Origin of the sequence: Pseudomonas sp. GCEP-101, assembly GCF_025133575.1 — a bacterium.
GTDB lineage: Bacteria > Pseudomonadota > Gammaproteobacteria > Pseudomonadales > Pseudomonadaceae > Pseudomonas > Pseudomonas nitroreducens_B.
In genome coordinates, this window is sequence record NZ_CP104011.1 from 5277080 (window position 1) to 5303875 (window position 26796).

Below are 26796 nucleotides of genomic sequence, written 5' to 3' on the forward strand. Positions count from 1 at the left end.
TGGGAATAAGGGTCAGCCGCACAGCACGGCAGCGCGTACGGGATCGATGGCGACCAGTGCGGCCAGCAGGCTTTCCATGCGCCGCGCCAAGGTGGGCTTGTCGGCATCGCTGCGCTGGGCCTTCTGCCGCAGCAGCTTGAGCAGGCGCGCCTTGACCTCGAAGCACAGCTCGGGCTCCCAGTCGCTCAAGGCCTCGGCCTGGTTATCCAGCTCCGCCAGCAGATGCACCGCCAGCTCCGCCTTGCCGTGCTGCTCGGCTAAGCGCTTGCGCCGTTGACCTGCAACACCAGGACCAGCTCAATCGCCGCGCCGGGGGTCTTCAGGCCGTCTTCCAGCCAGTTCAGCGAGCGTTCACTGACAAAGTTCGCTGAGACTTGCGAGCGCGAGGGCACAGCATTGAGCCAGCCTTTGCGCCACGCTGCGCGGAGCTTTACAAGCTCTTCAGCCTCAAGGTCATGCAGCACAGTCACCCGCAAGTCTCGATCAGCAGGCAGCGCCATCAGGGCAGGTCCTACGCCTGCAAACAGTTTCTGCAGCGCTGCCTGCACACGCTCATTGCCTTTCACGGGTAGCTCGGTAATGCGGCAAACCTCGCCGGGACGACGCGGCTCACCGGGGGATCCTTGAGCGATAACGGCTGCGGATACCTGCTCCGGCAGCACCACGCAACTCGCCTGCACCGCAAAGTGCCGCTTTGCCCAATGGCTCCAGGCGACTTCCGCTTCTTGCGCCTGCTCCTCCAGAAACTGGAAATGGCTGAGCGCCCCGCCATAGGTGTAGCTGCGTACCGCGAACACCAGGAGCCATAACAGTAACGGCGAAGCCGCCAGCATCCAGACATTGACCCCAGCCAGTTCAGGTAGACGCCCCGACACCGCCAGCACGAACAACCCGATGCCAATGACCACCGCCAGCAGAGCAGCCCCCAACCAGCGAATCATCGACAATGGCTCAGGAGCCACGGCGACTTCAGGTGCACGACGATTCCAAGCCATCGCTTAGAACACCGAGCAGTCGGGAGCGCTGGAAATTACCTGGCAGCCGCAGGCACTGCGGCACCCATCCACCACCAGCGCGCGGCCATTCTCGGACCAGTCGGTGCAACCTTCGACGATGGCGTTCACACCGTGGCCGGGAATCGGGCAACTAACCAAATCACCCACCAGCGCCACGAGCTTGCCATGCACCTCATGGGTGGAAGTCGCAGAAATGACTTGACCACCGTGAGTGGTCCTGTCACCCAGCAATACAAATCCTCGAGACATTAAGAGTTCCTTCCTTTAAAAAGCATCCAAGAGCACCACCAAGCGAGCCACATCATCTCTTCGGCTCTACTTCTAGAAGAAAGGCCTCGAAATAGCTCAGTTCGTCGTACGCAATGCCCTCTGCTCTTTCCGGGTTGAAGTCCACCACCAAAATGGTTTTCACTGATTCCCCGGGGGCAATGTGTGTCTTATAGAACATCGAAGATCGACCATTGAAGTCGGCCCCATACGAATCGAGACCGCCACTGACAAACTCTCTACCGGTATCGTTATTCAACTCAAGAAGAATCAGGCTTCTGGAGTAGCGAGGGAAACTCTTACCCCACTTAGTATTAATCACTATTCCGAGCCCCTTGCCGCGACGTGTCTCCCCACGAAGCAACGATAGAGTCGCTGTATCTTTACCATCTCCCCCAAAGCGTATGGGAACCCAAAAACTTACACAGCGCCTACCTTCGAAGAAGGTAATTTTCGGCTCCTTTACTCCAGGAATCTTCTTAATTTCCTCCATAAACTCGGCCATATAAGCCATGTCGCTGTCTTCCAGGACAATTTGAGCAAAAGAATCCCGCGCAACATTGCCCGAAATCTCGCCTAAAGAAACCTTTGAATAATTACCAGCACAACCCTGTAAGTAGAAGAAAATCAAACTCAGAAACACCCAACGAATTAATGAGTTACTAAAACAAAACTTCCTATTCATGGCTGCTCACTTCGCCCAAACGCATGGCGTCGAGCTTCTTCACATCGGGGTGCCAGGTTCCAGCCGGTAAGCGACTGCCGTCGGGGTAGAGAATGACGATGTTGCCCGCCGAATCCCGGCTCATGCGCGCAACTAGCTTGCGCTCCACTCGGGGCTCGAATACCAGGCGTTCGGCCGCCGGTCCTCGGGCATAGTCCGAACCGCTGGCCACAAACATGATCACGGCATTGCCTGATCCCACCGTATTCACATAGGGGTAGTAATGGGCGTTCAGCAAAAGCTCCTTGCGGGTTCGTAGGGCTTCGGGCAGCTCGTCGATGCGTTCGCCCTGCCGATCGACATTGAAGATGGCCGTCACGTCCTCGCGCACGGTGCCAGCAAGGTCGAGCTTGCCCGCCCGCCAGTATTGGACCCCCACCGTCACGGTGGCGAGCCGCCAGTGGCAGGCGCTGCCACCATCCAAATCCAGTTGTGCCTGGTAGCGGTCGCTGTCACCCTGGCGCTTTGGCTTGATTTTGAGTTCCTGCGTCGCATAGCGGTTGAACGGACCATACTGCGGAGGGAAGCAGCGATCGGACAGGTACTCCGCCTCAATGGCCTTCACTGAGGCGCCTTCGGGCACTTTGATCGTCACAGTCACCTGTGGCCCGCTTGGCGGCGGCGTTAGGTCGTAGCGCGAACTACATGCCCCCAGTGCGAGCAGTGAAGCCATCAGAAGCAGGAGCCTCAAGAAAGTAAACTTCATTGATTGCGCCCCCTTCGGATGCCCCCAGGCTTCTCGAAGATCGGCATGGCGCAGCCACACGGAGTGAATGGCATAACACTGTCCCACGGCTGAACTTCTTCGAGGCCAATACCCCTGGAGTAGTGGAGTCTGCCAACGAGAGGCAGAAAGGAGAGAGATCATGTTTTCCATGCCCCGCCTCTCACTTTGCAACCATCTCACTAAGCCTTTCTATATTTGGATCAGAGCTTGAAAATTCTCTAGTGCCGTCGGGATATATATTCTCCGCCTTCTCGCCTTTGCCAATATTTTTAACACCAATGGTTCGAACAACCATTTCTGAATGAAGAAGCGGCTCAAAGAATACCTTTTCAGCAGTGAGCGCTCGATATGAAAGAAAGTCCTGCCGCCCCAGAAGGACAATAGTCTTCTCGTGGCCACCAATGAATGTTTCAATCATCCATGGATAATAATCCGGCCTAATCGATAAATCTCCGTCGACCTCTTTCAAACCATACATATTTTTTTGCTGTGGAAGATTTTTATCAAAAGCAATGATAACCTCTCCGCCCCAGCCATACTTAACTCCCTCTCCAAACTGCGCGGAATTTTCGTAGTGAACCCCAAAGGTCACATTACTTAGCTTCCACTGACAAGTACCACCACCATCTCGAACCAAACGGGCCTCGTAGAGATCACTTTTCCCCAGGCGCTGAGGCTCGATCTCGATGGCATGAGCCCCCTTTATTTCGTAACGATTACCGTCTCCGTCGGAGCGAGAGATGGGGCACTTCGCCGAGCGATACATTACACGCATCGTGTTGGCGGCGAGATCCTTGGGGACTTTCACTGTCACGCTGACGGACTCCCCGCCAGGCGGTGGTGAAAAGTCAGTGCTGATAGCTTGCGCACAGCCCACCAAACTAACCAATAGCAAAAGGGCGGTCGACAACTGCAGCGGCCGGTATCTCATCTATTCCCCTGACGAATAGCCTGTAGCGTATTGAAATTTGGCTTGCTGCTGCCATCTTCTACCACGCTACCGTCTGGATAGATAAAGCGAGTATGGTTACCTTCCTGTTTAACCTTTGGCCCTGCGGACTCCACCACATAATTAGCATGCAGAACAGGCTCAAATGACACTTTTCTCGCACTAAGTGCTTTAAATGTAAGGAAGAAGTCATCATCACCAACCAAGCGAACTTGTTTTTCGTATTGACCAAGAAACTCTTCGTCGACCCAGGGATAATAATCTCTCTTGATCATTAGGTCGCCTTTGACTTCAGTAGGTCTTTTCAGAAGAGACCTTCGCTGAGGTTGGTTACGGTCAAAAATCACTATTACCCCCCCCCCCTTCCTGCCCGCGTATTTTGGCCAAAGCGTGCAGTATTCAGGTAATGCACACCAAAGGTTACGTTGCTCAGTTTCCACTGGCAGGAACCGCCTCCATTTCGGGCTAGCTGAGCTCCGTAGAGATCACTTTCCCCCTGGCGTTGAGGCTCAATCTCGATGGCATGGGCACCGTCTATCTCATAACGATTACCGGCTCCGTCGGAGCGAGAGATGGGGCACTTCGCCGAGCGATACATCACACGCATTGTATTGGCGGCAAGATCCTTGGGGACTTTCACTGTCACGCTGACGGACTCTCCGCCAGGCGGTGGTGAAAAGTCAGTGCTTTGGGTCTGTGCACAGCCCCCTAAGCTAAACAAGAGCAGCATCGTGCTTACAGCTGTTGGCATGACAAAGTGGCGGCTCAGGGCGACGCTAGTTTGTCGAAAGCGAGGAATATTTGAATGAAAGTTCGCTCCGCAAAGACGGAAGCGTGCTTGGTCCAAACCTTTGCTCATGGTATCAGCTCCACTTGTTTGCCGATTTCAGCCGATTTCTGCACTTGGCCATAAGGCTTTGCCCGCATGATCTCGACTGGCAACCCCGCCTCCTGCTCACGGCAGAAGCGTTCGAGCGCTTCGGGGCCACCGTCCATTTCCCGAGTCATCGGCAACGTCATGGACATCAGTTTCTGCAAGACCAGGAAGTGCTCGTTACGCAGCTTTTCCGCTTCAGGAATATCCTTGTGGGCCATCTGCTGTTCGAAGCGATCACGTTGCGACTTTCTCTCCAATGGCCGGGCAGGATCGGCCAACTCCAAGAGTTGATTGTGGAGGAAGGGCATATATGAAATGACCATCCTATGATCCTCCGCGCTGGGGGCGCCGCGATCAGGATTGGTATGCGGTGGGAAATAGCGCTGCATGCTCTCCTTCGATAGCGCCTTCATCAGCGTCTTCTGCTCTTCGCCGGCATAGCGGCTCTCGGCAGCATCCAGGCTGGGCACCAGATAAAGAAACGCCCTCTCGGGCAAACGCCTACGAATCTTGCTGTAGTGCGGAGCGCCAAGCCCATCCTTGCTTCTGTAAGCGGGATAATCGGAGCCTGGCGCCTGGTCCAGAATGTGCTGGTCGGCCTGGTAATGCATGACGATCTTGCCGTGATGCCAATAGGGGTCGCCGAATCCGATGAGCTTGCTGGCCAGCAGTTCAGGCACTGACCAGGCGTAGCCCAGTATCGGCCCTAGAGGGCCGAATGATTTGTAAAAGAAATTATCCAGCTCGGCTTCGGGAGGCACGCTGGTGACCATATCGCAGTCATTTACATGTCGGAAGTGAGTGAATGTATTTAGGCTTTCCACCGCTTTTTGGGTGAACACGCGGGGCATCCCGTAGGTATACAGCAGAGGCTCCTGATATTTCATCTCGGCAGAATTAATTAATGCAAGAGCACCACCCAAACTATGCCCACAGATAAATAGATTTTTATCTCGCGCCTCATCTTTAATAAAATCAAAATCATCGGGGAAAAGTTTCTTTGCAATCTCAAATGCCTGCAGAAATCCATCATGCACACTACCCGCTGAAGTCAGGAAAGTGCACTGACTCGCCGCTCGCTTTACGTCACAATCGGTACCATCAGGTAGTCTTGGGCGGTATTGAAAGTCTGTCAGCCAGTCGATGGGCTCATGGGTGCCTCGCCAGGCCACCACCACCTGCGACTTATTACTGAAGTAAAATAGTTGGGTATTTTCGATGATGAAGTAGGGGGTATCTGGATCATCAGGCGATGGCTTGGCATCGAGTGTGTCCAACATTACAGCTGTTGTGTAGCGCTCATCGAAGGGGACATCCTTTACCACAGCAGGTAACTGTTGCCCCGTGGAGTCAAGCATCATTGGCGTACGCGACAGGTCCAGACATTGGCGGAAGAAAAACTCCTCCACCGAACCGAACTCCACCTCCGGGTCTACCTCCATCCCCTTCTCGAGCTTGTCGTGCACGACGGTCGAGTAGGTCAAGCTAGCCATCACCCCCAGGTTGTAGCCATTGACGATGCTGTATTCGGGCTGGTGGTGCAGCACCAGTTGCCAGGCGCGGAAGGGACAGACTTCCAACACGTGGCGGCGATCCAGCTGATCGGCGGGGACGGTAAAACCGCCGAACGTCGGGTCTGGAAAGTGGAAGCCAGGTAATTTTTCCGGGTCGGCCAACGGTGGATCGAGCTTCGGCAGACGGTCGCTCAGTTGCCCGATGCGCAGGTAGTGATACAGATTACCTGCCGCCCGCGCCTCTTTCTCTCGCGGTGAAAAGCCTGGTGGTGATGGCTCGTAGGTATATTCGTGGACCTTCTCCACTGATGTTTCGGACCGCTCTGCCCGCAATCGGCGCGTTTTCAGCAGCTCTGCCAGAGGGTCTGCGTCTAGCCAGAAGGTAACGGGGATAGTCTTCAAGCCTTCCAGTCGAATGATCCCCTGAGCGTCACTGCTCCCTTTGAACTCGGCAATCTCCCCGCAGCGAACAGCATCGTTGATGGCCCGGTAGGGCAGATCAGACAATGGCTCCCCACGCTCGTCTATTAGCTGGAATTCAAGCCAGTGCTTAATCTGTTTGCCCGCTTGAACGTCTTTTAGTGGGCAAAGCGTGTCGGTACGGTGGTTTCTATCGGACATAATGATTCATCCATGAAGAAAGGAATAAAAGTCGCGACTGCTGCCAGTCACATCTGAATGATCAGAACATTTCTCTTGTTGACTTCTATATTCATTTATTCTTACATCCTCCATGTGAAATCCTACCGTTCGCTGGGCACCAAAACGCAAAAATATAGTTTCCATCCCACTTTATCTATAGACGAAGGAATGCCAATAGAGGATTTACTTGAAATATTTTCCCCAAACCAATAACGCCAAAATCCATATGCAACTAAGAATAATTAGGCCTGCCACCCAATTTATTCGAACACGAATACTCCTCGGAAGATTATCTAACTCCTCCGGCAACATATCCCCTCGGGCAATATGAATTCGCGAACACACCACAGCCCCAATCACGATAAGAAGCGGCGTGCAACGACTTGGGATTGAACTCCCAGTCCAGCCATCTAAGTATGAGTAGACAATCCTGCTATTGCGAAAGGTCGAGTAAATCTTGCCAATATCTTTTGCAGCCATATAGGCAAGCAGCAAAAACGACATGGCCAATATAAAAAATGGTGCGAAAAGAGCAGCAATAGTCATGTTCGTTGCAATCCCCTGCAAACAAGAAAGAGAGACGCCTTTGAATGCTACTTAAAAACCCCGCCAACCTAAGATGGCTCGGGTCAGCAGGCACCTTGCGCCTCTCACTACGCGCACCCCGAAGTCTGATCGCCTATTTCTTTTATTAATTTTGCCCACATTTTTGCGCAGTATGCTCGAATGAAAAAACCGAACAAAACTGATCCGCCTCGGCTTATTACCCCTTGAGCTGAGCGCTTAAGAATATACTCCTCAATATCCTTAACAAGCTCCTTCTCACTAAACCCACCCCAGATGGGTGGCACAGGAGAGAACATGTTTCCGATGCATACCGGCGCCACTCGTTCAAACAATTCAAACTCCACCTCGGCCAATGTGTAGTTTTTTGCTATCTCAGCTATATATCGGTAGTTGGTTTCACTATCTGCGAACAAGTCGGACAATGCGACCCAAAGCGCAGATCGATTCAACTGATCTGCCATTTTGTAAACTCCTCCAACTCTTCATCGAAATAATCTAAAGTTGAAGATGCTGCCAAGCCGCCTATAGCACCACCTGCCAGCATCAAAGCAATAGTGCAAACAGGGGCGCCAGGACCACACACTGTCGAAACCAATGCGCTTGCAATAAGTGTCCCAGCGAATCCCCCCCCAATTGTTCCTGCCTGTTTGATCGTCTCCTTTGTTTTGTTATCCGCATTGGCAATTTCGTACCCTGCATAAATTATCGTCACGACGATCGTCACCTTGCCAGCAACCCTGAGGACTTTGTTCGTTGTATTAACCAAAGCGTCAGCGCGAGCAGAGGATTCTACAATCGTATAATGAATCGTACTTTTCTGCTTGACACTTAATTGCGCGAACTTCTTTTTGTACTTCTCCATAGAGTATTTATCGAGAAGCTCGTCAAGCGACGGAGGAACTCGCTTTCTTCTTTCAGCAATGGCTAGCCCTTGGGCAGAGGTCCTGGCTCTTGTTTCCGCCATGATTTTGTTACGCATCTCGTAGCAAAATTCAGCAGCCTCTTTTACGGAGACCCTTCCAGCCTTGACCTCTGCCTTAATATCCTCAACCACTCTACGAATATTCTTGTTGTAGTTTTCCCGCTGCGCAGCATCGCTAATTGCATCAAGTGAAAATTTTACCGCCGTACCTTCCAGAGACTCTACAGCCTTATCAAGAACAGAATCATCTACAGGATGAATATCTTGAGCCAAATAGTACCGATAGAAAGAATCCATTTTTAGTTCTCCGCCAACATCTTAAGAAGCCTTTCAGCCCCACTCGGCAACTCTACAAACGAATCCAAATCCTCAAATTTCAAATCCACACAGGCTTTACCGGAGAACGAGTAGAAGAAAGCTTGGTTTTCAGTGAGGAACTCACCGATAAGCTCTTCCCCGTCATCCATAGTCGCGGTGCACTTGATGCCCAGATAGTTCATGCCTTCGGGTGCGGAGAATCCAATCCATCTTTCTGATTCAGGAAAATCTATATTCAGATTGTCCGGCGTTAGGGTATGTAGAGGCATGGTCTTGCCTTCCCTGTCCGTGACGCCGTTAAACATCTCGCCTGCGGCTGTAGTCACCCGATAGCTGGTGAATGTCATTGGCGCTTGAGCGTCATCCTTCAACACATAACGTGCGCTATAACCGCCCGGCAAAGGCGTTGGCGGGATATTCAGGTTTGTACTGCCGAGCTTCTGCACATTGGCAGCTTTCAGATAAATGTTGCCTGGGGCGCCAAGCTCAATATTTCCGCCCTTGATGCAGATATAGGCACCAGCACAGTGCAGCACTATTTCCTCAGGCGCTGTGATCTCTACTCGCCCCCCAGTGCTTTCGACCTTGACCTCATTGCTAGCAAGAGCATGCAGGTCACCATCTTGGGCATGCAGTTCAACCTTGCCGTGGGCCGCTTTGAGCTGCATACCTGATGACTGTGCCAGGACGCTGACAGAGTCCTCGGCCACCGCAGTGAGATCTCGTCCGGAACTAAGATCCAGGTTTCGACCTGCCATGACTCCCACACTTTCGCCACCGGAAGAAATGCAGATCGTTTCGGGGCTGAGGATGCCTACGCCCTCAGGGGCGTGCACCAGTACGCCAGGTTTGGCCAGGGAATTGAGGGCCTTGTTCAACCGGATCTGGCTGTCGAGATCACCAGGCTTCACCTGGGCTCCCAATGCGGCTGCACGCATCGAACGAGCTAGCGACAGGGCACTGTCCAACTGCTCGATTGCAGCATCCATCTCCAGAACCAGGCCCTGAGCCTTGTTCTGCACGTCAGCACTGATGAACACACCCTTGCCACTACGGATAACGCGCTTTCAGGCCACGCAGCATGAGGCATCGTCCTCGCCTAACCTCGCCAGATCGAACGCCGCCGGCAAACGATCGGTGACGTCGCTGTCGATCAGCGTGCCATCCGGCAGGCGCACGCGCAGACGGGTTGCCTTGAGCTTGCCCAGCCGCAAGGCATCCGCATCGAAGGAAGCGCTCTGAACGCCCCAGGGGTGGACCGCCGACATGCGTGCCACGCATTCGTTGGTCCAGGCCTCCCAGCGCGCCTGCTGCTGGAATTGTTGCGGGGACAGCAAGGCCCCCGCCCCCCATAAGGGGCGGTCGATCTTCATGGATGACTTCCGTGTGAATGCTTAGGCTTTCGCCTTCGGCATCTGCGAAACCAGCGACAGGTTCACGTCCATGCCTTCCACCTGGAAATGCGGCACGGCGTAGAGCTTGACCCGGAAGAAACCAGGGTTGTCCTCGATGTCTTCCACGGTGACCTTGGCGTCGCGCAACGGGTGCGAGGCCTGCAGGTCGTCACTGGGGTCGGTCATCTCGGTGACCAGCCCACGGATCCAGTTGTTCAGCTCCAGCTCCAGGACGCGACGGTCCTTGGTGGTGCCGATGTTTTCCCGCTGGATCAGCTTCAGGTAATGGGCGATGCGCGAAAGCAGGAAGATGTACGGCAGACGCGCGTTGATGCGGCTGTTTGCGGTGGCATCGGCCGTCTCGTACAGCGCCGGCTTCTGTGCGCTGTTGGCGGAGAAGAAGCACGCGTAATCGCGATTCTTGTAGTACGAGAGCGGAATGAAGCCGAGGTTGGCGAATTCGAATTCGCGGGTTTCGGGGATCATCACTTCCGAAGGGATCTTCACCTGATTACCCGTGCCCAGGTCGTACAGGTGGATCGGCAGGTCGGTGACCGCCCCGCCCGCCTGTGGGCCACGGATCTGCACGCACCAACCGTTGTTGATAAAGCTCTTCACCATGTTGGCGGCGAAGGAGAAGGTCGCGTTGGTCCACAGGTACTTGTCGTGGTCCGGGCCTTTCACGTTTTCGATGTAGTTGAAGCTGCGCACCGGCACGGTATCCGGGCCGTATGGCAGGCGTCCCAGCACGCGCGGCATGGTCAGGCCGATGTAGCGCGCGTCGTCGGAATCACGGAAGGATTTCCACTTCAGGTACTCGGCACGGTCAAAGTAGTTGCCGATGTCCTTGATTGCCGCCACTTCCTCCATCGTTTCCTTGCCGAAGAAGGCCGGCCCCACCGAGCCTATGAAGGGCATGTGGGCAGCGGCTGCCACCTTGGAGATGCTGCGCAGCAATGCGATATCCCGCGGGCCGCGATCGAACTCGTAGTTGGAGATCGCTGCCGCGATGGGCTCACCACCGGGCGTGTCGTATTCCTGGGTGTAGGTATGGACGTAGAGGCCACTCTGGGCGATTTCCGGTGCGTCCTCGAAGTCCTGCACCAGATGGTCCTTGCTGACATCCAGCAACTCGATGCGCACGTTCTGGCGGAAGTCGGTCTGATCGATCAGCGATTTCACGCCGCGCCAGGTGGATTCGACCCGCTGGAAGTCGGGGTGATGCATGATCGCGTCCAACTGGCGGCTGATCTGTGCGTCCAGTTGAGCGATGTGCTCGTCCAGCAGCGTCTTGTCGAGGCGCTCGACTTTCTGCGAGGAGCGCTTGAGCAGATCCAGGAAGACGCTGACCGCTGCCGTGACACGCTCGTCAGCAGAGACGTCCGAGAGCACGTCGGTGTTCTGGTAGGCCTCGATGTCGGTCAACGATGACACCGGGTTCAGGTTGATCTTGTCGAACAGCGCGGCATAGACGCCCTGCGCCTCGCGAGTGTGTACGGTGTTGCCGGTGGCGGATACGGTGCTGGTTTCTACGGACATGTCATCTCTCCTTACTGTTTCGCATCGTCTTGCGGAGCCAGCGCGGCGAGTTCGGCGCGCAGTTCGCTGCTCAGGGCGTCATCCTTGAGGATGCGTTCGAGTTCGCGACGGAAAGTGACGTTGTCCAGCAGGTTCGATTTGAGATCGCGCAGCAGATTGCGCATGGCCAGCAGGGCACGAAGTTCCGGCAGCTGACGGGCGACTTGTTCGGGCTCGAAGTCCTTCATGTCGCGGAACGTCAGTTCGACGCTGGCGTCGGAGCCATCATTGGCCAGGGTATTGGGCACGGCGACTTTCAGGCTGGGCTGGAATTCAGCCAGAACACTATTGAAGTTGTTCTTGTTGATATCGATTTTGCTACGTTCGGATAGCGGGCGACTTTCCCGACCGTTACTGTAATCACCCAACACCATGAGCTTCAGCGGAAGTTCGACTTTCTTCTGGGCACCGCCGGTGTGCAAATCGAGCTTAATATTAACGCGAGCTTTCGGAACTTCATTCTGGAAACTATCAGACGCCATGATTACCCTGCCTTACAATTCCTTTGTTAATGCAAGCACGCATCACGGCAGCAACTCTGTAACGAGCGTTGCACGCGACGAATCTGATATCGAAGCCACTCCGGCGACTGGACTACCCAGTTGTCACCCGAGCCACTTCGTCAGAATGTTCAGGAATACCCAAATCTTTGTAACCCTTCCATGCCTGCGATTCGGTTCACTTCGACAACTCGCGAAGACTGCCATGAACTGAAGCCAAGACAAGCCCGCCAACAGACCCAGATTAAATTCAGGAACTTTCCTACATAGCCAATTAATTAGTCGGCCAAAACAAGTAATTTTCTCGTTTCTCGATAAGGAAAAATTCCGACGGAACATTCCGATACACGGGTTTTCATCCGTTTCCTCAGACGCTCTGCGACGACAAGGATGGGAAAGGCGGTGGACTCCCGGGTTCGTGTCTTCGCACCAAGGCTCACTCCAGGCGGCGCCAGCCGTCGACAGGCCCTCTTGCATTGCAGCGTCCTTCTACCGAGATCAAGGTGCCTTGCGATTTTCTTTTGATGTTCCGTCGCCGCCGCTCGTCTTAATGGGGATGAGCCGGCCGCAAAGGAGTCCGCCGCTATGACCGCCATGCCTCCCCAGGCCCCCACCCTCAACCTGCGCCCGCTGATGTTCGAGACGTTCGTCTGCACGGTGGCGGTAATGTCCTTCGTCGCGCTGATCGGCCCGGTGGCGCGTACCCTGGGTCTGGCGCCCTGGCAGGCGGGGATGACGGTAACGGTCGGGGGCATCGCCTGGATGCTCATGGCGCGGGTCTGGGGCGTGGCCAGTGACCGGCTGGGCCGACGCGGCGTGCTGCTCAGCGGCCTGGCCGGCTTTGCACTGACCTATGCCCTGCTCTGCGCCTTCATGGCGTTGGCGCTGAACACCTCGATGTCTCCGTGGCCGGCCTTCGTCGGGATGGTTGCGCTACGCGGGCTGGCGGGAGGTTTCTATGCTGCCGTGCCGGTCTGCTCGGCAGCGCTGGTGGCGGACCATGTGGCCGCGGACCGGCGCGCCTCGGCCATGGCGGGCCTGGGAGCGGCGAGCGCCATGGGCATGGTGATCGGCCCCAGCGTCGCCGGCTTGCTGGCCATGCTCGGGTTGGCGCTGCCGCTGCTGCTCACGTGCCTACTGCCGCTGCTGGCACTGGGCGTGCTGTGGCAATGGCTGCCGCGGTATGAGCGCCTCCGTGAGCGCAAGGGCCCTGCGCTGGCGATCAGCGACGCCCGCCTGCGCCGTTCGCTGACGCTCGGTTTCATCGCCATGGTCTGCGTGACCGTGGCACAGATGACCGTTGGCTTCTTCGCCCTTGACCGTCTGCAGTTGCCGCCAACCGAGGCCGCCCGGGTTGCCGGTATCGCTCTCACCTCGGTGGGCGCGGCGCTGATCGGCGCGCAAATGCTGGTGCGCAGGCTCAACTGGGCCCCGCTGCGCCTGATCGGCGTTGGCGGCTGCGTCTCGGCGCTGGGCTTTGCCTCGGTTTGCTTCGCCGTGGCCCCGTGGATGCTCTACGTCTGCTGCTTCGTCGCGGCGGCGGGGATGGGCTGGGTGTTTCCTGCTGTCTCGGCGCTCAACGCCAATGCGGTGGAGGCCGATGAGCAAGGCGCCGCTGCCGGCAGCCTGGTGGCGGTGCATGGCCTGGGCATGATCAGCGGGCCACTGCTGGGTACGCTGCTGCACCAGGTGGACAGCCGCGCGCCCTACGTACTGGTCGCTGCGCTGCTGCTGTTGGGCGTGGCGTGGACCGTGCTGCCACGCCAACGCGCTGGAGCATGACCGTCTGATTTAGCGGACGCCGGCCCTGCCGGCGCTGTTCGCGGGCGTGGCCCGCTCCTACAGATGGCGCCAGCGCTCAGGCGTGCCAGCAGCGATACCAACCATCCTGCTCGGTCACCTTCAGCGGGGCCTGGTACAATGCCGACAGGTGCTCGCTGGTGAGGATCTCGGCCTTGGCTCCATCGGCCACCACCTTGCCGTTGGCGATCAGCACGACGCGCTCGATCTCCGGGATGATCTCGTCCAGGTGGTGGGTGGTGATGATCATTGCGTGCTCCGGGCCGCAGAAGCGCCGCAGCAAGGTCAGCATCTGCAGGCTGGCGCCCATGTCCAGGCCGTTGGCCGGCTCGTCGAGGATCAGCGCACGCGGCTCGTGGATCAGCGCTCGGGCCAGCAACAGGCGGCGCTTCTGGCCGGTGGACAGGCGCTGGAACATGCGCTCGGCATAGTCGTCCATCTCCACGGCAGCGAGCATTTCGCGCGCCTTGTCGATCTGCTGCGGCGTCGCTTGCAGGTGACCATGGCTGCCGATGGCGCCGAAGAAGCCGGAAATCACCACGTCCAGTGCCTGGGTGAAGGGCGTGTAGTCCTCCTGCAGGTCCTGGGAGACGAAACCGATACGGCTGCGCAGATCCCACAGGGTGACGTTCTGCAGGCCGAACAGGTTCAGCGAGCTGTCCGGCCTATCCACCGGGTAGAGCTCGCGGCTGATCAGCTTGAGCAGCGTGCTCTTGCCAGCGCCATTGGGGCCGAGGATGGCGACCTTCTCGCCTTCGCCGATGTGCAGGGAGAAGCCATCCAGCACGCGGGTCTGCTGCTGGTAGGCGGTGATATTGTTGAAGTCGATCATGGGGGAATCAGTCATGGACGAGCGGAGGGAGATGTCTTCTAACACGCGTCGCCCCCTCGTGGCATCCTCCGTGTCGTTAAGCGCGTCATAACCTGTGGCGACTAGCCTGCCACCCTTCTCGAAACTGCCGGGGTACGCCCCATGAAGGAACCGGAAACCCGCACACTGGACGACGACATCTGCGTCCATATCTTCACCGTCTCCGCCACCATGGTCGGTGTGTGCCTCACGGTGATCGGCATCATCCGGCTGATCATCACCCTGCAGCGGCAGGACCTGATCATCGACGATCTGGTGGCGCTGAACATGCTGCTCTACGTGGTGTCGGCCTTCTGCGCTTACTGGAGCCTGCGCGCGCACCGCACGCGGCGCAGCCAAGCGGTCGTGCGAATCGCCGACTGCGTGTTCCTGGTTGCGCTGCTCTTCACGGCAGCCAACGCCGGCTTCATCACCTGGGCAATGACCTCCGCCCCCGCTCCATGACCGGGCCAGACACGCCGTGGCGGCAATGTTGACGCCTGGCGGTATCACCCCCTGATACGGGCGATGGCGGGGATCATTTGGGAAAAGGCTGACTGAACCCCATCCGCAGCAACTCCGAGAATGTGTGCCCCCGCGCGCAACGCGACGGGGGCAGTTCTGCCCCGAACACGCATCGAGCGTCGGGCCAGCATTCAATTCCAGCGGAGTTTCTGATGCTAGACACCATCATTCACCAAGCCGCCCTGCGGGGCATGGGCACCCAGGCACGGCGCTTCGTCGGGCTGCTTGCCGAGTCGCTCGTCAGCAGCAGAAGCGGAGGCTTCCAAGGCCTGATCAAGCGCTTCGATGACGCCGGACTCGGCACGCTGCTGCGCTCCTGGATGGACCACCCGCCGGCCGACCACGCGCTGCATCCCGACCAGTTCGCCGCCGGCTTCGGCGCCGAGGAAAGCAGCCGCCTCGCCAAGCTGCTGGGCGTCACCACCGGCGCGGTCAACCTGGCCGGCGCCGAGGCGCTGCCCAAGCTGGTCAGCCTGCTGACCGCCCAGGATCGCAACCCCACTGCCCTGCCGGCACACCTGAGCGCGCTGCTGCACCAGCAACCCGTGCACGCCGAGAGGCGTCATGGCCTGGGCTGGCTGTTCTGGCTGCTGCTCGCCGCCCTGCTGGCACTGCTGGTAGTGGCCATCAGCAACGCCCGCCCGGACAAGAGCACCGCCGCCGTACCGGCCACCACCCCGGCGCCCGCGCCTGTCGCTCCGGCGCCGGTGGCGGAAGTCCAGGAAACCGTGGTCCAGGAACCGGTCGAGCAGGCCCCTGAGGAGCAGCACCCTGCGCAGCTGCAACTGGCCAACCAGGACGGCAAGATCACCGTCAACGGCAAGCTCGCCAGCGATGAGGAAAAACAGCGCCTGTGGGACGCCCTGAAGGCCCAGTTCGGTGCCGACAACCTGAGCGGCGACATCAGCGTCGATGCGCACACCCTGCCGGCCGGCTGGATGGACAAGCTGATCGCGGCCCTGCCGCAGCTGGCCGCCAGCGGGCTGAAGATCGGCTTCGACGGCGACAAGCTGTCCGTCGATACTTCCGCCCTCCCCGAAGACCAGCGCTTCGACATCAGCCAGAAGCTGCGCTCGCTGTTCAGCGGCTACTCCATGAGCGGCCTGTGGGAACGCGCCACCGCAGCCCTGGCAGGCCTGCAATCCGGCTTCAGCGCCCATGATCTGGTGCAGGCGCTGAACCTGATGAATGTGTACTTCGATACCAACTCCAACGCCATCACCGCGGACAGCCAGGAGATCCTGGCGCGCGCGGCCGAGGCGATCAAATCCGCCCCGCAGGACACCCGCATCGAAGTCGGCGGTCACAGCGACAGCGTCGGCACTGACCAGGGCAACCTGGACATGAGCCAGAAGCGCGCCGACGCGGTCGTGGCCAAGCTGGTGGAACTCGGCGTCGCCCCCGCCACCCTGATCGCCAAGGGCTATGGCGCCACCAAGCCCATCGCCGATAACGCGACCGAAGAAGGCCGGGCGAAGAACCGCCGTATCGAGTTCATCGTTCAGGGTGAATGACCCGGCTTTCTGCTGGCCCCGCCGCCCATCCGAATCGGATGCTGGCGGCGGAAGCCTGTAAAGCCAGCGTTACACCCTTCTCCCTCGCCAGCGGCCGCGCCCCGCCGCTGGCGCCTTTCCTCGATCGCACGCTTGGCTATTGCCACGTGCAGTGCTTATGCACGAATGCACGTTGACAGTCTTGTCATGCTTCTTGTGAGATGGCGTTTCGTTCAGGCAAATGGCGTTGCCGGCTGACTGTGTGAGCGTTGTGCCTGCAATGCCGCGATGACGAAACTTAGGCGATCCCGACGGTCGCTTTCGAAAGTTTTCTCGTTTCATCGACACAGGAGATGCCGGCGATGTTGAACCAGGCACCCCGGAATACCCAGGACGTCGAATTCGACGAGCAATTCCTCCTCGCCTTCGAAATCCAGGTCCTGCAGAAGGCCCTGCCGGCCTTCGAAGAGGCCTCGCGCTTCGCCCGCGACCGAGGTCTGCGCTGCAGCGTCGAGCTGATCACCAACGCCGACGGCCATCCCGAACTCAGCCTCAGCGCCACCCAGCGCGACGACCTCCCCGACAGTTGTTATCGCCTGATCGCCGACCCGGCAGCCCAGGGTATCGTCCACGAAGAGTTCACCGCGGTGAACCGCCGCACGCGCCGCCAGGGCGCGCGCCTGACGTCGCTCACGTCTCGCTCGCTGGAGTTGCAGCTGGAGGCCTTCTTCATGCACGCCTTCGGCATGCGCCTGGACTACAACGTCCTGCGCCTGGACTACTCTTACGAGCATGCTTCTGGACTCTAGGTTTCTCCGACGCCGCCGGCCGTCGGTTCGGCCGGTTGCGGAACGAGCGTTCCGTCGGACAGTTCCTGCAAAGGATGATTTATGGCAACGATGAACGCGTCGAAGTCGCTATTATTCGCGCCCTGTGCGCCACCTCGTGCGTGTTTCCTCGTTGTCGCTTCGCCATGAATGAATTCCTCGTGCATTTTCAGGACGGTCATTGCCTGGGCAAGACCGTGCTGCGCTCGTTTTCCCGCCAGATGTCCCTTTCCGAGGCGCGCGTGCGCCTGCAGGCCTGCTACCCGCTGCGCGTTCCGCATCTGCTCAACATCCTGCACCTGACACCGATGTTGCCCGGCCGCTGAGCGGCCCCAGGCAGTCGCGGCCCCCGGCGCTCGCTCAGCGGGACACCCGCACCGACGCTGCCTGCGCCTCGCCCAACCCGACGAGGGCCTGGCGCGCGGCGTCGCCGGCCTGCGCGAGCACCTGGCACTTCCAGCCGTCCTCGTCCACGTAAAAGGCATCGCGCAGCTGCCGATGGATGCGCAGGGCCTTGTCCGCCGGCACACCGGGATTGTTCGCCAGCCACTGGTCCGCGCGCAGTGCCTTGAGCACCTTGAGTCCCGGCAACGTGCCGTATTCCAGTGCGATGGCCGTCAGCTCAGCCTGCGGGCATTCGCTCGCGGCGGCGAGGATCATCTGCCCCTGCAACTGCACCGATACCGACCCGCCTTCGTGGGCGGACGTCACCTGCGCGCCCCACCAGCGGCGCGTGCGCGCGAGGGTCTGCGGGTCATTGGCGCCGACGTAGATGCGCTCTCCGTGGCCCTTGGGTCCCAGGCCGGTGTGCACGTCGATCCAGCCCAGCCGGGAGCAGTCGCGGGCGTGCTGGCGCAGCACCTGGCGCACCGTCTGGTTACTCCAGGTTGGTTTGGCGCCGATGTAGAACAGACCGTTGGGATGGCTGTCCTGGCCGCTGGAAATCGCCGCCTGCAGTTGCTTGCGGCCATGGCGCACGGCGTAGCGCAGCAGTTGCAGGTGGCTGGCGAAAGACGGCCAGCGCCGCGGAACCAGGATCGGGTCGAGCGTCGCGTAGGCCTGGTTGCGTTGGCGCGGCTGGGAGAAGTCGATGAAATTTCGGTTGAGGTCGACGTTCTCGTGGGTCCAGCGCCGCCACCAGGAGAAGCCGTAGGGGTTGGCCGCATGCAGGTAGAGCACCGCGCAATCGGCCTTGGCGCACTGCTCCAGCCAATCCGGATCGTGCAGCAGCGCGACCTGCACCGCCGAGCCGCAGAAGCCCTCTACACCGTGGCATCCGCTGCTGATGATCAGCAGGTTGCGCGCATCGAGCGGGCCGCTGCGCGCTACATCCAGCGCGAGCGGTTCGCCGTCGCGGCCGGGCAGTGGATGACGGTGGGATTCGACGACCAGATTGGCCGACAGGCAGGCGGCGAGAAACTTGCCACGCGCCTCGGCGTAGCTCTGGGAAAAGCAGGCAGACGGGTTCATCACCACTCCGGATGATTGGGACAAAAAACCGGGCCCGGCGTACGGGCCCTTCGAGGGACGCTCAGGCGTGGCCGACGGCGCCGGGCAGCGGCGCTTCGCTGTGCTCGCCCTGCAGCGATTGGCGGGTACGCTCGGGGGCGATGATCCGGCAGCCGAGGACGGCGCAGACAACGGTGAGCACGCCGAACAGGCCGAGGGCAGTCTCGAAGCCATGGGCGATATCGCCACCGCGCCACTCCACCAGTTGGCCGACGATCCACGGCGCGAGCATGCCGGCGCTGGTCATGCCGCCGATGTGGATCGCCAGCATCGAACCGCGCTGTGCGCTGGGGGCGATGTAGGCGACCAGAGTGTTGCAGAAGGTTGGCAGGACATTCACCAGGATCGCGCCCAGGGCGTAGAGCACCAGGATCGCCAGGCGATCGCCGTGCAGCACGGTCAGTGCGCAGAAGGCCAGGCCAGCGACCGCCGCGAAGAGCATCGGCGGCAGCACCATGGCGCGCTGCACCGAGGCACCGCGCTGCATCGCCCGCTGCGAGAGCGTGGAGAGCAGCAGGTTGGCGAGGATCACCCCGACCGTCACCACCATCACCGTATAGCCCGACTGCATGGGCGTCATGCCCTGGCCTTTCTGCAGGTAGACCGGCACCCAGCTGTACACCAGCGCGGTGGGCAGATAGCTGAGGAAGCCCATGAGGGTGATCCAGACGAAACTGCGGTTGAGCAGCAAGCGGCTGTAGGGCAGGCGCAGCGACGCGCCGGGCCCCTCCTCCTCGGTCTGCTGTCCTTCACGGCCGAAGAGGAGCCAGATCACCAGCCAGATCAGCCCCAGCAGGGCCAGCAGGAAGTACGCGGTTCGCCAGCCGAAGTGCTGGATCGCCAGCGGCAGGCTGAGTGCGCCAAGGACCGCGCCGAGCATGATCGACACCTGGATCAGCGCCGACGGCAGCACGCGCTCCTTCGGGCCGAACCACTTGAAGCAGGCATGCTGTGTCACCGCCGTGCCCGGCCCGGTGCCGGCGCCCAGCAGCAGACGGCCCGCTACCAGCGCGGCAAAGCCGCTGGACAGCGCCACCAGCAGTTGCGAGGCCATCCACACCAGCGACATGCCCGCGAGAATCCAGCGCGTCGGGAAGCGGTTGGCGAGGAAGCCCACCAGTACGCCGGAGATGGAGTAGAGAAAGAAGAACGCACTGCCGATGAAGCCGAACTCGGTCGGCGACAGCTTCAGCTCGTCGATGATCTGCGCGCCGGCGAAGGCGAAGATGGTCTTGTCGAGCACGCTGATGACCATGACCAGCATCAGCAGCACGAGTACCCCGTTGCGTCGAGTCATGCTCAGGCTCCCATGCCCAGGAAGGTTTCCACCAGCCGCACCCAGAGCGCCGCGCCGAAGGGAATGGCGGCGTCGTTGAAGTCGTAGCCGGGGTTGTGGACCATGCAGCCGCTGGGGCCACTGTTGCCGTTGCCCAGGGCGATGTAGCAGCCGGGGCGGCGTTCCAGCATCCAGGCGAAATCCTCGCTGCCGAGGAAGCCCGAGGGAATCTCGGAGAGCAGCCGCTGCGGGCCGACCAGCTCGGTCAGCACCTGGCGTGCGAGACGGGTTTCCTCCGGCGTGTTGACCAGCACCGGCACCAGTTCCTCGTAATCGAACTGCAGCTCCATGCCATGCACGGCGGCGATACCACGGGTGATCTCGCCGATGCGCCGCTTGAGCAGCTCGCGCACCTCCGGCCGGGTGGCGCGCACGCTCAGGCGCAGGTCGGCATGGTCGGGAATCACATTGGCCGCCTCCCCCGCCTTGAGCATGCCCACGGTCACGACGGCCACCTCGGTGGACGGCACGTTGCGCGCGACGATGCTTTGCAGCGCCAGCACCAGTTCGGCGGCGGCGACGATCGGGTCCCTGGTCAGGTGCGGCATGGCGCCGTGGCCGCCGACGCCGGTCAGGCGGATTGACACGCGATCGGACGATGCCGTCAGCGCACCTTCGCGGGTCAGGAAGCAGCCCACCGGCAGGCCCGGCGCATTGTGCAGCGCGTACACCGCATCGCAGGGGAAGCGCTCGAACAGGCCGTCGTCCATCATCGCCACGGCACCGCCCAGGGTTTCCTCGGCGGGCTGGAAGATCAGGTTGAGGGTGCCGTCGAAGGCGCGTCGCTCGGCCAGGTCACGCGCGGCGCAAAGCAGGATGGCGGTATGCCCATCGTGCCCACAGGCGTGCATGCAGCCGGCGTGCTGGCTGGCGTAGGGCACGCCGCTGGCCTCGTCGATGGGCAGCGCGTCCATGTCGGCGCGGATGCCGATGCTGCGCGCGCTGTTGCCCTGGCGCAGCACACCGACCACGCCGGTGCCGCCCACACCTTCGTGGACGTCATAGCCCCATTCGCGCAGGTATCCGGCAACGATGGAGGCCGTGCGCGCCTCCTCGAACCCCAGTTCCGGGTGTTGGTGGAGGTCCCGGCGAACCTGGGCGAAGGTTTCCTGGGAAGCGAAAAGACGTTCAAGGGTGGGGTGCTGACTCATGCCGCATCCTGCTCATTGTTCTGATGTGGCCGGCAGGATGCCCCACGCGCGAAGTGCTGAATAATGACCTTCGCGCATGCTTATCCAGGCTGGTTATCGACGCCTGCCTTCAGTCAGCCTTGCGCAGGTGCGGGCCCTTGAAGGCGTAGACCAACTCGTCGACCAGCGTCTGCGCCTCGCGGGTCATCAGTTCCGGCGGGCGGCAGACCAGCGAGATGTCGGTGCCCGGCACGGTTTCGGCGATGTCCAGCGCGTCCAGGGTGCCGGAGACGATGGGCAGGTCGAACACCCGCCGCGACCAGAAGCTCACCGCATCGGTGTTGGCCGCCAGCTCCGCGTAGAGCACCACCGAGGCGCATTCGATGACGCGCTCGGGATGGCGCACCTGGTACTGCTCGAACATCTGCCCGGCCAGGGAAACGTCCAGCGAATCGGGCACCAGCCATTCCTCGTCCAGCAGCTCGTGCAGCGAACGCGCGTGGCGCAGCGGATGCCCCTTGCGCACGGCCAGCGTGGTGGGCTGGGCGTAGAGTTCCTGCCAGTGGAAACCGTCGACGTTGCGCGAGGACGGCTGCGAGGTGAGCACCAGGTCCAGCTGCCCTTCGCGCAATCCTTCGAGCAGCTTGGCGGGCCGCAGTTCGTTGATCTGCAGTTGTACCTTGGGGTAGCGCCTGCGGTAACGCAGCAGGCAACTGGCGAATTGCTGACTGGGCGTCACCGGTGACACGCCGATGGCCACGCGACCGTCCATCGCGCCCTTGAGCGTCTCGATCTCATCCCGCGCGCGGCGCACCTCCTCCACCACCAGCCGGGCCCGGCGCACCAGGCGCTCGCCGTATTCGGTGGCGGTGATCCCGCGGTTGGAACGCACCAGCAACGGCACGCCCAGCTCGGCTTCCAGCTCCTTGATGCTCTTGGACAGGGCCGGCTGGGAAATATGCAGCAGGCGCGAAGCTTCCTGGATACTGCCGCTCTCACAGATGGCGACGATGGCGCGTAGTTGATGCAACTTCATGGAGGGGCGTCGGCTCGGGTTCGGTGACAGGGTGGAACATAAAGCAAAATCGAGGCCGGCGTGGGTAACGGTTGGTAAACGCGGGAGGACTGGTGGGTCGCGGGGGTGTTTTTTGCCGGATGATTCAGGCGGCGCGCGCCCTGGGAGTTTCGCGCTTTGCCAGCATGGGTATCGCTTCGCTCCACGCCATCCCAAGGCGATGGTTTTCCTGTGACGGCTGTGCGGGTGGGAGGATTCGCGGACAGGGTCCGCTCCTACAAAACCCTTAGCTTCGGCGCTGACCTGCATGGGCGCGCCATACGCGCGGTCGCGGGCATGGCCCGCTACCGCGCCCCACCTGTAGGAGCGTGCCATGCACGCGATGGCGGACAAAGTCCGCTGCTACAAGGGAAGTTCAGTGTTGGGCGGTTCGCGAGCAAGCTCGCTCCTACAACAACCACTTCCTCAGCTTTGGCTTTGGCTCTAGCTCTGTGGGCTTCCAGAGAAACGTCCAAACACGCCGAATGCCCCGTTCAGGAGGCCGAGTGGGAATCGGAGTTCCTGGGGTTGAGCGGCATGGATGCCGCGAGAGCCGCGATGGGCCAGGGATGGCACACCGCGGCGTGCCCCTGGAACTGCGATGGAACAAGGGCATTTTTCGCCTGAGCGAAAAACCGGATGTCCGGGGCGAGACCTTTGCCCACTTTGGGTCGTTTGCCAAAGTGGGTCGCCCGAGGGGGCGAACAGGGAGTCCGCGCGTACGCCAAAGCGGCGCAGAAACACCCATGTCGAAGCAGTGATACAGGATTTACATCCGAGCAGAAGACGGCGCCGGCTCTGCCGGCGGATCGCGGGCATGGCCCGCTCCTACAGTGAATGTGCGACTCGAAAAAAAGCGGCCCGAAGGCCGCTGATAAACACATCGGAGCGCCGGTGAGCGCCGCTGGAGCCCGCCTCAGCGGATGCCCGTAGCGCGCAAGGCGTTGGGGGTGAAGTCGTTGCTGCTGGACTGCACGGCGAAGTCGTAGCTGCTCTTCTCCTCGTTGCGCAGGCCGGACACCGTGTAGCGGCCGGACAGCACGTCATAGTGGGTTTCCGCCGTCAGCCAGGTGAACTGCTGGTCGTAGAACGGCCGCGCATGGCCCTCGGCCACGCGCCAGAGGCTGCCGCGGCCGTCGTAGGCATCGGCCTCGGCGATCTGCCAGCTGTCCTCGTCGATGTACAGGTCACGCTTGCTGTAGATGTGCCGCTGGCCCGGCTTCAGGGTCGCCACCACGTGCCACACGCGGTGCAGTTCGTAGCGGGTGTGGTCCGGGTTCAGGTGGCCGGGCTTGACGATGTCGTCGTACTTCAGCGTCGGCGAGTCGAGGGCGAAGCTGTTGTAGGGGATGTACAGCTCCTTCTTGCCCACCAGCTTCCAGTCGTAGCGATCCGGCGCGCCGTTGAACATGTCGAAGTCGTCGTAGGTACGCATGCCTTCCGCGCCGGGGCTGTCGTAGCCCACCTGCGGGGCGCGGCGCACGCGGCGCTGACCGGCGTTGTACATCCACGCCATGCGCGGCTCCTTGACCTGGTCGATGGTCTCCAGCACCAGCATTACGCTGCCGGCACGACGGGGCGGCGAGAGGATTTCCTGGCGGAAGTAGTAGAGGATGTTGTCCATCTTCGCCGGGTCGTAGTCCTTGAGCCCGAACGGGAAGGCGAACTGCTCCTTCATGTAGCTGATGGTGTAGGCGCCATTGCTCTGCGGGTTCATCTGCGCGGTGGTGCGCAGCATGGCGTTGCCACGGTAGCGGGTGACGTGGTTCCAGATCACTTCCAGGCCGTTCTGCGGGATCGGGAACGGCACGGTCATGCTGAAGTGGGTCAGGCCGTTGCCGCCTTCGGCCAACGAGGTGGCGGTGGCGTTCTTCTTCGCCGCGTCGATCACCGCCTGCGGGTAGCTGGCGCTGCGATGGCTGGGGTAGACCGGGATGCGGTACGTGTCGGGGAAGCGCTGGAACATCGCCAGTTGCCCCGGGGTGAGCTTGTCCTGGTACTGCTGGGCGTTCTGCGCGGTGATGGTGAACAGCGGCTTTTCCGCGGCATAGGGATCGGCCAGGAAGCCACCGGCGTCGGCCTTGCCGGCGTTGGGTGCCAGGCCGCCGGTCCAGGCCGGGATGCTGCCGTCGGCGTTGCCCGCTTTCTCAGCGCCAATGGGGGTGAGTTCATTGCCCAGGCGCGCGGCCTGGTCGGCACCGACCGCGGCCATGACCTGCCCGGCGAGCAGGCCCAGCGTCAGGCAGCCGGCCTGCAACCATTGCGTGTTGTTCATGCGTTTATCTCCAGGACTGGGGCTGGCGGGCATCAGAAGCTGACGCCCAGGCTGACGGCGAGGAAGTCGCGGTCGGTGTTGACGTTGTAATCGCCGCCGAAGTAGTCGGTGTAACTGATGCTGGCGGTGTAGCGGGTCAGGTATTCGGCATCGAGGCCGACGCTGACAGACTTGTCGCCCTCGTTGAACGTCGGGCCGTAACCCTGCACGTCGTGGGCGAACGCCAGGTTCGGCCGCAGCGAAACGCCGCCGATCAGGTCGTTGTATTCCAGGCCCGCGCGCACGCGGTAACCCCAGGAGTTCTGGGTGTAGAAGCCCTTGTCGTCGCACTGCCCGGGGTTGGCGGGGTTGACCACCTTCTGGCAGATCGCGTTGCCCGACAGCCCCAGCAATGCCGAGGTGCCGGCGCTGGCCAGTTCCCCGTTGCCGTACACGCTGCTGCGGCCGAAGCGCAGGTCGGAGCCGTCGGTGGAGCCCAGGTCGGCGATGTGGCTGAAGCCGATCTCGCCCACCAGGGTCAGGCGCTCGGCGCCGATCAGCTCGATCTGGTCGAAGGTGTTGGTGAAGGTCATCTGCGCCTGGGTGAACGGCTTGCGCTCGTAACCCTGGATCAGCGAGCCGTAGGCCGAGTCGGCCCAGCCGCTGGAGAAGATCGGCAGGCCGCCGTTGACCAGCGGGTTGGTCGCCGCCGAGCCAAGGGTGGCGGCGCCGGAGACGTCGCTGGAGTTGATGCCCAGCGGCATGTTCGGCCGGTAGCTGATCTCGCCCTGCACCGCCGTGCTGCCCCAGGTGGTGTTGAAGCCCAGGCCGTAGAGGCGGATGTCTTCGGGGTAATCCAGGTACCAGCGCGCGGTGCTCACCCCGCCCTGCCCGATCAGCCCGCCCACCGGGTCGGCCAGCGCGCCCTTGCCCACTACCCAGTTACTGGTCGGCGTGCGGCTGTGGTAGTTCATCGCGTAGGCGGAGAACTCGGTGTCGTTGACCATCCAGCGCAGCGCCACGCCGAACTGACCGCCGTCGCGGGCGTCGTGGTCCTTGCCGCGCGGCACGTAGCCGTAGCCACCCTTGATGCCGGTGCCGTCGATGTCGCGGTCGAAGTCGCTGCCGTTCACCGCCATGTTGATGTCGCAGCCCTTGGCCGCCACGTCGCTGCCGAAGAAGGTGCCGCAGTTGTCCGGCACGGTCTTCTCCCACTCCAGCTGGTAGAAGGCCTCCATGGACAGGGTGTCGGTGAGCCCCTGGTTGAAATACAGCATGCTCACCGGGATCAGCGCCTCCTTCACCTCGGAACCGGGGCGGCGCAGCGCGGCGACGTCCGCCGGGTTGATCGAGTTGATGCCATTCTGGATGAAGGTGCTCTCGCCCCAGCTCACCACCTGGCGCCCCAGGCGCACGGTACCCGGCAAATCGCGCAGTTCGTAGTTGTGGTAGATGAACGCGTCGAGCAGCTCGGCGCCGGAGGACTGGGCGGCGGTATCGCGGCCGCTGTCATCGATGTCGTAGAGCGGACGGTGTTCGTCCTTGAGTTCGAAGTCGTACCAGTACTTGCCACGCACGAACAGGCCGCTGTCGCCGTACTTCAGCTCCAGGTCGTGCAGGCCCTTGAAGATCTTGGAGAAGGTCTCGCCCTTCTTGAAGTTCAGCCGGCCGTCGTCGGAGGTCTGGCTGGACGCCGTGCCGCCGTTGCGGGTGCCGATGAATTTCTTGTCCGGGTTGTCCATCGCCCAGCTCGCACCGATGGACAGCGTCGAGTCGAAGCGCCCCTCGATTTCCCCCACGTTGAAGCTCACTGCGTGAGCCGAAGATGCCCCGCCAAGGGCCACGCTGGTCGCCAGCGCCAGCGCGTGCGGCCTGAAGCCTGCGGCGCCGGTTATTGTTCTTTTCATGCTGCTCTCCGCCTGGATCGTGCGGGCACGGCACGCCGTGCCACCCCTGCTCCGCGGCTCGTTGGCCGGGAGGCGGTCGCATGGTAAGAGCGCTGTCGCAAGGCTGACTTCTGAAA

24 protein-coding genes and 2 pseudogenes are annotated in these 26796 nt (G+C 60.7%); 5 read left to right on the plus strand and 21 right to left on the minus strand.

Features of this window, described 5'->3' with window-relative positions; all coding sequences use genetic code 11:
* Positions 1-12: 12 nt before the first annotated feature.
* The 14 genes and pseudogenes from N0B71_RS23790 to tssB form a co-directional block, all read right to left on the minus strand.
* Positions 13-264 (minus strand): annotated as a pseudogene (locus tag N0B71_RS23790) (type VI secretion system domain-containing protein); the annotation flags it as partial.
* The gene (locus N0B71_RS23795) at positions 258-941 is read right to left on the minus strand and encodes a hypothetical protein (protein ID WP_259755316.1); all 684 of its coding nucleotides are present in this window, start codon (positions 939-941) and stop codon (positions 258-260) included. The pseudogene N0B71_RS23790 and the gene N0B71_RS23795, both read right to left, overlap by 7 nt.
* Before the next feature lie 57 nt (positions 942-998).
* On the minus strand, positions 999-1265 hold the full coding sequence (locus tag N0B71_RS23800; RefSeq protein WP_259755318.1) for a PAAR domain-containing protein: 267 nt from the start codon (positions 1263-1265) through the stop codon (positions 999-1001).
* Between the two features lie 52 nt (positions 1266-1317).
* The gene (locus N0B71_RS23805; protein WP_259755319.1) at positions 1318-1968 is read right to left on the minus strand and encodes a hypothetical protein; all 651 of its coding nucleotides are present in this window, start codon (positions 1966-1968) and stop codon (positions 1318-1320) included.
* Positions 1961-2713 (minus strand): hypothetical protein, encoded by a 753-nt coding sequence (locus tag N0B71_RS23810; protein WP_259755321.1) that lies wholly within the window; start codon positions 2711-2713, stop codon positions 1961-1963. Before N0B71_RS23810 ends, N0B71_RS23805 begins: the two co-directional genes overlap by 8 nt.
* Positions 2714-2894: 181 nt before the next feature.
* Positions 2895-3548, minus strand: coding sequence for a hypothetical protein (locus tag N0B71_RS23815; protein ID WP_259755322.1), 654 nt, complete (start codon positions 3546-3548; stop codon positions 2895-2897).
* A gap of 113 nt (positions 3549-3661) precedes the next feature.
* Positions 3662-3958, minus strand: coding sequence for a hypothetical protein (locus N0B71_RS23820; RefSeq protein ID WP_259755324.1), 297 nt, complete (start codon positions 3956-3958; stop codon positions 3662-3664).
* Positions 3959-4538: 580 nt separating this feature from the next.
* Positions 4539-6695: a lipase family protein gene (locus N0B71_RS23825; protein ID WP_259755325.1), complete on the minus strand. Its 2157-nt coding sequence runs from the start codon at positions 6693-6695 to the stop codon at positions 4539-4541.
* Positions 6696-7369: 674 nt separating this feature from the next.
* Positions 7370-7744 carry a DUF7079 family protein gene (locus N0B71_RS23830; RefSeq protein WP_259755326.1) on the minus strand — a complete coding sequence of 125 codons (375 nt, stop codon included), beginning with the start codon at positions 7742-7744 and terminating at the stop codon, positions 7370-7372.
* Positions 7729-8502, minus strand: a complete 774-nt coding sequence (locus N0B71_RS23835; RefSeq protein ID WP_259755327.1) for a hypothetical protein — start codon at positions 8500-8502, stop codon at positions 7729-7731. Before N0B71_RS23835 ends, N0B71_RS23830 begins: the two co-directional genes overlap by 16 nt.
* 2 nt (positions 8503-8504) lie before the next feature.
* Positions 8505-9563, minus strand: a complete 1059-nt coding sequence (locus N0B71_RS23840; protein ID WP_259755328.1) for a DUF2345 domain-containing protein — start codon at positions 9561-9563, stop codon at positions 8505-8507.
* Between the two features lie 45 nt (positions 9564-9608).
* Positions 9609-9896 (minus strand): annotated as a pseudogene (tssK, locus tag N0B71_RS23845) (type VI secretion system baseplate subunit TssK); the annotation flags it as partial.
* A 21-nt stretch (positions 9897-9917) separates the two neighbouring features.
* Positions 9918-11456: a type VI secretion system contractile sheath large subunit gene (gene tssC, locus N0B71_RS23850; protein WP_259755329.1), complete on the minus strand. Its 1539-nt coding sequence runs from the start codon at positions 11454-11456 to the stop codon at positions 9918-9920.
* 11 nt (positions 11457-11467) lie between these two features.
* Positions 11468-11977 (minus strand): type VI secretion system contractile sheath small subunit, encoded by a 510-nt coding sequence (gene tssB / locus N0B71_RS23855; protein ID WP_259755330.1) that lies wholly within the window; start codon positions 11975-11977, stop codon positions 11468-11470.
* Between the two features lie 603 nt (positions 11978-12580).
* On the opposite strand from tssB, the gene N0B71_RS23860 reads away from it, so the two are divergent.
* Positions 12581-13777, plus strand: coding sequence for an MFS transporter (locus N0B71_RS23860; protein ID WP_259755331.1), 1197 nt, complete (start codon positions 12581-12583; stop codon positions 13775-13777).
* Positions 13778-13853: 76 nt separating this feature from the next.
* On the opposite strand, the gene N0B71_RS23865 is transcribed toward N0B71_RS23860, so the two are convergent.
* Positions 13854-14627: an ABC transporter ATP-binding protein gene (locus N0B71_RS23865; RefSeq protein WP_259755332.1), complete on the minus strand. Its 774-nt coding sequence runs from the start codon at positions 14625-14627 to the stop codon at positions 13854-13856.
* Positions 14628-14768: 141 nt separating this feature from the next.
* On the opposite strand from N0B71_RS23865, the gene N0B71_RS23870 reads away from it, so the two are divergent.
* The 4 genes from N0B71_RS23870 (at position 14769) to N0B71_RS23885 (ending at position 17816) form a co-directional block, all read left to right on the plus strand.
* Entirely contained in the window at positions 14769-15110 is a 342-nt protein-coding gene (locus tag N0B71_RS23870) for a hypothetical protein (protein ID WP_259755334.1), read from the plus strand.
* Between the two features lie 212 nt (positions 15111-15322).
* Positions 15323-16684: an OmpA family protein gene (locus N0B71_RS23875; protein ID WP_259755335.1), complete on the plus strand. Its 1362-nt coding sequence runs from the start codon at positions 15323-15325 to the stop codon at positions 16682-16684.
* A 341-nt stretch (positions 16685-17025) separates the two neighbouring features.
* The gene (locus N0B71_RS23880) at positions 17026-17472 is read left to right on the plus strand and encodes a hypothetical protein (RefSeq protein WP_259755336.1); all 447 of its coding nucleotides are present in this window, start codon (positions 17026-17028) and stop codon (positions 17470-17472) included.
* Between the two features lie 164 nt (positions 17473-17636).
* Positions 17637-17816 (plus strand): hypothetical protein, encoded by a 180-nt coding sequence (locus tag N0B71_RS23885; protein ID WP_259755338.1) that lies wholly within the window; start codon positions 17637-17639, stop codon positions 17814-17816.
* 34 nt (positions 17817-17850) lie between these two features.
* Here the strand turns inward: N0B71_RS23885 and N0B71_RS23890 are convergent, their stop codons facing one another.
* The 6 genes from N0B71_RS23890 to N0B71_RS23915 form a co-directional block, all read right to left on the minus strand.
* Positions 17851-18960, minus strand: coding sequence for a M14 family metallopeptidase (locus N0B71_RS23890; protein WP_259755339.1), 1110 nt, complete (start codon positions 18958-18960; stop codon positions 17851-17853).
* Positions 18961-19021: 61 nt separating this feature from the next.
* The gene (locus N0B71_RS23895; protein ID WP_259755340.1) at positions 19022-20296 is read right to left on the minus strand and encodes an MFS transporter; all 1275 of its coding nucleotides are present in this window, start codon (positions 20294-20296) and stop codon (positions 19022-19024) included.
* A gap of 2 nt (positions 20297-20298) precedes the next feature.
* Positions 20299-21486, minus strand: a complete 1188-nt coding sequence (locus N0B71_RS23900) for a M20 aminoacylase family protein (RefSeq protein WP_259755341.1) — start codon at positions 21484-21486, stop codon at positions 20299-20301.
* Between the two features lie 109 nt (positions 21487-21595).
* A complete protein-coding gene (locus N0B71_RS23905; RefSeq protein ID WP_259755343.1) occupies positions 21596-22501 on the minus strand; it encodes a LysR family transcriptional regulator in 906 nt (301 codons plus the stop codon).
* Between the two features lie 934 nt (positions 22502-23435).
* On the minus strand, positions 23436-24794 hold the full coding sequence (locus N0B71_RS23910; RefSeq protein WP_259755344.1) for a DUF1329 domain-containing protein: 1359 nt from the start codon (positions 24792-24794) through the stop codon (positions 23436-23438).
* Between the two features lie 32 nt (positions 24795-24826).
* Entirely contained in the window at positions 24827-26680 is a 1854-nt protein-coding gene (locus tag N0B71_RS23915; protein ID WP_259755346.1) for a DUF1302 domain-containing protein, read from the minus strand.
* Positions 26681-26796 lie beyond the last annotated feature (116 nt).

Bases quoted from the DNA above. Each gene is read 5' to 3' on its own strand.
- N0B71_RS23795 (WP_259755316.1), bottom strand. From the start codon at position 941: ATGATTCGCTGGTTGGGGGCTGCTCTGCTGGCGGTGGTCATTGGCATC.
- N0B71_RS23800 (WP_259755318.1), bottom strand. From the start codon at position 1,265: ATGTCTCGAGGATTTGTATTGCTGGGTGACAGGACCACTCACGGTGGT.
- N0B71_RS23805 (WP_259755319.1), bottom strand. From the start codon at position 1,968: ATGAATAGGAAGTTTTGTTTTAGTAACTCATTAATTCGTTGGGTGTTT.
- N0B71_RS23810 (WP_259755321.1), bottom strand. From the start codon at position 2,713: ATGAAGTTTACTTTCTTGAGGCTCCTGCTTCTGATGGCTTCACTGCTC.
- N0B71_RS23820 (WP_259755324.1), bottom strand. From the start codon at position 3,958: ATGATCAAGAGAGATTATTATCCCTGGGTCGACGAAGAGTTTCTTGGT.
- N0B71_RS23825 (WP_259755325.1), bottom strand. From the start codon at position 6,695: ATGTCCGATAGAAACCACCGTACCGACACGCTTTGCCCACTAAAAGAC.
- N0B71_RS23830 (WP_259755326.1), bottom strand. From the start codon at position 7,744: ATGGCAGATCAGTTGAATCGATCTGCGCTTTGGGTCGCATTGTCCGAC.
- N0B71_RS23835 (WP_259755327.1), bottom strand. From the start codon at position 8,502: ATGGATTCTTTCTATCGGTACTATTTGGCTCAAGATATTCATCCTGTA.
- tssC (WP_259755329.1), bottom strand. From the start codon at position 11,456: ATGTCCGTAGAAACCAGCACCGTATCCGCCACCGGCAACACCGTACAC.
- tssB (WP_259755330.1), bottom strand. From the start codon at position 11,977: ATGGCGTCTGATAGTTTCCAGAATGAAGTTCCGAAAGCTCGCGTTAAT.
- N0B71_RS23860 (WP_259755331.1), top strand. From the start codon at position 12,581: ATGACCGCCATGCCTCCCCAGGCCCCCACCCTCAACCTGCGCCCGCTG.
- N0B71_RS23865 (WP_259755332.1), bottom strand. From the start codon at position 14,627: ATGATCGACTTCAACAATATCACCGCCTACCAGCAGCAGACCCGCGTG.
- N0B71_RS23870 (WP_259755334.1), top strand. From the start codon at position 14,769: ATGAAGGAACCGGAAACCCGCACACTGGACGACGACATCTGCGTCCAT.
- N0B71_RS23875 (WP_259755335.1), top strand. From the start codon at position 15,323: ATGCTAGACACCATCATTCACCAAGCCGCCCTGCGGGGCATGGGCACC.
- N0B71_RS23880 (WP_259755336.1), top strand. From the start codon at position 17,026: ATGTTGAACCAGGCACCCCGGAATACCCAGGACGTCGAATTCGACGAG.
- N0B71_RS23885 (WP_259755338.1), top strand. From the start codon at position 17,637: ATGAATGAATTCCTCGTGCATTTTCAGGACGGTCATTGCCTGGGCAAG.
- N0B71_RS23890 (WP_259755339.1), bottom strand. From the start codon at position 18,960: ATGAACCCGTCTGCCTGCTTTTCCCAGAGCTACGCCGAGGCGCGTGGC.
- N0B71_RS23895 (WP_259755340.1), bottom strand. From the start codon at position 20,296: ATGACTCGACGCAACGGGGTACTCGTGCTGCTGATGCTGGTCATGGTC.
- N0B71_RS23900 (WP_259755341.1), bottom strand. From the start codon at position 21,486: ATGAGTCAGCACCCCACCCTTGAACGTCTTTTCGCTTCCCAGGAAACC.
- N0B71_RS23905 (WP_259755343.1), bottom strand. From the start codon at position 22,501: ATGAAGTTGCATCAACTACGCGCCATCGTCGCCATCTGTGAGAGCGGC.
- N0B71_RS23910 (WP_259755344.1), bottom strand. From the start codon at position 24,794: ATGAACAACACGCAATGGTTGCAGGCCGGCTGCCTGACGCTGGGCCTG.
- N0B71_RS23915 (WP_259755346.1), bottom strand. From the start codon at position 26,680: ATGAAAAGAACAATAACCGGCGCCGCAGGCTTCAGGCCGCACGCGCTG.